Origin of the sequence: Ilumatobacter sp., assembly GCF_041688325.1 — a bacterium.
GTDB lineage: Bacteria > Actinomycetota > Acidimicrobiia > Acidimicrobiales > Ilumatobacteraceae > Ilumatobacter_A.
In genome coordinates this window covers 1-3,598 of the sequence record NZ_JBDNIJ010000377.1, presented here as the reverse complement: position 1 = coordinate 3,598, position 3,598 = coordinate 1, and the positions used below count along the sequence as shown (strand labels likewise).

Genomic DNA, 3,598 nt, shown 5'->3' with positions numbered 1-3,598 from the left:
GCCGTCATCGCGCTGTTGGTGAAGTTGACGAGCCCTGGCCCGGCGATCTTCAGGCAGCAGCGTGTCGGTCTCGGCGGCGAGCTCTTCGAAGTGCTTAAGTTCCGCACCATGGCGAATGGCACCCACGCTGCGGTGTTGGATGATCCAGAACTACGGGCGCTCTACGAGTTGAACGACTTCAAGCTGGCGAGTGACGATCCGCGGATTACCAAGATTGGGCGCTTCCTTAGGCGTACGAGCCTTGACGAACTTCCGCAGTTGGTCAATGTGCTCCGCGGGCAGATGAGCCTTGTCGGCGTGCGCCCGCTGCTGCAGAACGAACTGGAACTCCGGTCACGTCACGACCGCGATTTGTATGTGCATCACCGTCCTGGGCTGACTGGACTGTGGCAGATCGAGGGCCGCTCGTCTGTCGGCGCTACTGACCGGATCAAACTTGATCGTTCTTACCTTGAAAACTGGTCCGTGCGTTCGAACGTCAAAATCCTGCTACGGACTCCCCGTGCAGTGCTGTTTGGCCACGGCGCCCACTGATCGAAGCCGTCATGACCAACGGGTTCGGGCCGCTGGAGTCGGGGGCTCCGATCCGTCTCAGGATCGTCGGTACCCGCTACGTGGGTTTGACGGCTCGTGCGTGTTCTACTCGTATGGGCCATCATGTGGCGCGTTGTGGCATTGATCAGCGAGTTGGCTTTGTTAAACAGCGGGCACATTCTGATCGTGGAGGAATAGTGGGACTAGATCGTGTGATTTGGAAGATGTTGCGTTGCGGGCTGCTGGGGGCGCGCGATGATGGTCGACATGCGCAACCTGTTCAATCCGATCGATGTCAAGAACGCCGGCCTGCGTTACGACGGCGTCGGCCGATGCTAAACGGCGGCACAGATGCTTCAGTGGTGTCGCGAGGGAAATCGCCGAGGTGGGCGGAATGCACGTTGAACTGATGCCGACCGGGTCTGCCAGGCATACCGAGATCTGGGTCACGAAGCAGCAGTTGTCGTGGCGTTGAGTGGTGACGCCGACATCGTCCACCTGTTCAACGTCGATCGTCTATGCGAATTCCGGTCCACGTTGGATGCGGTCGACGATGAACAAGTGCTCGTCGTCACTCCGCTTCACCACCGGTTCGCCGACCAACGCGACTTCTCCGCCCTCAATGTCGGCCGCTGCGACCCCCCTCGCGATCGACGAACTCGGCTACGTCCACCTCGATCAACATTCCGTCGAACTGCTCTTCCAGATCCTCCCCGAACGAGAAGAACGCGCCGCCATCGCAGTTGCCTCGAACGTCCCGTTCAGCGAATGGTCAAAACCTTCTCCGGCCCACGCCTCGCCGCTGCCGTCGTCGACCGCATCACCTACCGAGCCCACATCATCCAAACCGGCACCGACAGCTACCGACTCAACAACCAACAATGTCCCCGCCAGATGGTGCGAACTCGCCCCGTCGCCCTGGGACAAAATCAAGCCGTCGAACTCAAATGTTGTCGTTGGTGCCAGCAGGCAGTGCGTTTCCCACGGAAATCAGCAGATGATTCTTCGTTTGAAAATCAGAAGAGCCAAGGAGCATGAAAATTGGACGTAACTATCATCATCGTCTCATACAACTGCTACTCGTTGCTGCGTGATTGTCTGTTAACAGTATTAGCGCAGGACATCGTGGCTGAGGTAATTGTTGTCGACAATGCGTCGGTGGACGAAACGAGACAAAACATTGGGGAGGAATTCCCATCAGTCCGGCTGATCCCGCAAGCAGATAACCTGGGCTTTGGTGCTGCGTCCAACCTTGGCTATCGAATGTCATCCTCGCCCTTTGTGCTGTTCCTAAACCCAGATACGCGTTTGGAGGATCCGACGTTGATCAGGAGAGGGGTCGAACTGATTCGTGCACACTCGGAAATCGGGATTCTAGGGGGGCGACTGCTCAAGGAAGACGGCACACTTGACCACGCATGTAAACGAGGAGAACCCACTCCGGTGCGGGCGCTCTGCTACTACCTTCGGCTTCATAGACTCTTTCCACGTGCGCCGGTGCTCGCTGGGTACGTGGCGGGGAGTCATGATGAACTCGACGCCGGGCCTGTTGACGTTGTCAACGGTGCGTTCATGTTGGCCCGTCGGGAAGTTATCGACTTTATTGGGGGGCCTTTTGATGAGAGGTTCTGGATGTATGCGGAGGATATTGATGCATGCCGGAGAGCTCGCAATGCTGGCTTTATCGTATGGTATGAGCCGTCGATGAGACTTGTTCATTCAAAGGGAGCGACCGATTCAGGGCGGCGCTCAACCCGCACGAAGCTTGCGTTCTACGAGAGCATGAATCTCTACTATGAGAAGTGGTATCCGAGCAAATTTCGGCACCCCCTGGCGGCGGTAGCTCGGGTCGCCGCTAAGCTGGCGATTTTGAAAGTCCAAGTCCTCAACCGAGAGACACCTTAGTGCAGATAGATTCCTCGTCCGAGTCTCCATTCATATACCGACATCAGGAACGCATGCTCAAGCAATCGTCAGATATATGGACGGTAGGAGCCTATGATCGAGTGAACTATGGAGATCTCTTGTTTCCGCTCATTCTTTCTCGGGCGGGCCAGAACATGGGAATCCAGCCGATGCTGCACTGCGCGTTGCGGACCGTCGACCTTCAAGAAATCGGTGGCCCAACTGTCACCGGTCTGCGCCAAGCTTTAGAATCCTGCGCACCTCCGAAAGCGATTATCGTTGCCGGGGGCGAGGTGCTTAGCGCTACATGGAGCCAGGTTCTTATGGGCTACTTGCCGTACCCCCTTGACCTCGCTGTTCGCGTCGGGAGAAGAGCTGCCGGCCGAAGTCTGGCCGATTCGACGGCAAGACTGGCTCTTCGAGGGGTGTGGCGCAGTCCATACGTGCCAGACCTATCTACATCACGAAGAGCGCGGGTGGTGCTAAACTCGGTTGGAGCTTCATCGGTCCTCAATCTAGCTCGTGCTGATCTTTCGGGGCTTGGGCGCACTCTCTCAAACGCAGCGTACATCAGCGTTCGTGACAAGTCGGGACTTGCGGCGCTGAAGAGCATTGGAATCTCCGCCGAGTTGGCGCCCGATTCGGCCGCCGTTGTTGGAGAGCTATGGAGCGTGCCGAAGGACCGCAGTCGAAACACGCTCGTGGTGCAGTGCGAGTATGACTGGTTCCGCCGGAATCCTTCATTTGGTAGGGCAGTAGCCGATGCAAGTAGGAGGTTCGAGGATGTTGTCCTGTTGCCAATCGGACTCGCTGGCGGGCACTCTGATCAAGTCGCGCTGCGTCACGTTGCCCGTGCCCTTGATAGAAGCCATATACGATACCGATGGGTCGAAACATCCACGGATATTTCGAAGATTTCGACAACTATATCGAACGCGTCGATGTTTGTCGGTACGAGCCTCCATGGAGCGATAACGGCTCTAGCGCACGCAACGCCAAGCGTGGCACTTGGGGGAATCGGCAAGCTCTCCGCATACGTCTCGACGTGGGCGGAAGGGTTGGTGCCGAGAGATGTTGCACCCGATCGGCTTGAGTCCGCACTGGACTGCGCGCCGCGAATGCCGGCTCTTCTCGTTGAAGGGGGGAGTGGGCTTGGGGT

Annotated in this window: 3 protein-coding genes and 1 pseudogene; all 4 read left to right on the top strand. The window is 57.5% G+C overall.

The genetic code is table 11. The features are described 5' to 3' along the window. A partial coding sequence (locus ACH2EI_RS19180) for a sugar transferase (protein WP_395161193.1) occupies nucleotides 1-534 on the top strand: 534 nt, incomplete at its 5' end. Between the two features lie 643 nt (nucleotides 535-1,177). Continuing rightward, nucleotides 1,178-1,404 (top strand): annotated as a pseudogene (locus ACH2EI_RS19175) (ATP-binding protein); the annotation flags it as partial. A gap of 171 nt (nucleotides 1,405-1,575) precedes the next feature. Beyond that, on the top strand, nucleotides 1,576-2,439 hold the full coding sequence (locus tag ACH2EI_RS19170) for a glycosyltransferase family 2 protein (protein WP_395156882.1): 864 nt from the start codon (nucleotides 1,576-1,578) through the stop codon (nucleotides 2,437-2,439). 53 nt (nucleotides 2,440-2,492) lie between these two features. After that, nucleotides 2,493-3,598: polysaccharide pyruvyl transferase family protein (locus ACH2EI_RS19165; protein WP_395161191.1), on the top strand; the 1,106-nt coding region annotated here is incomplete at its 3' end.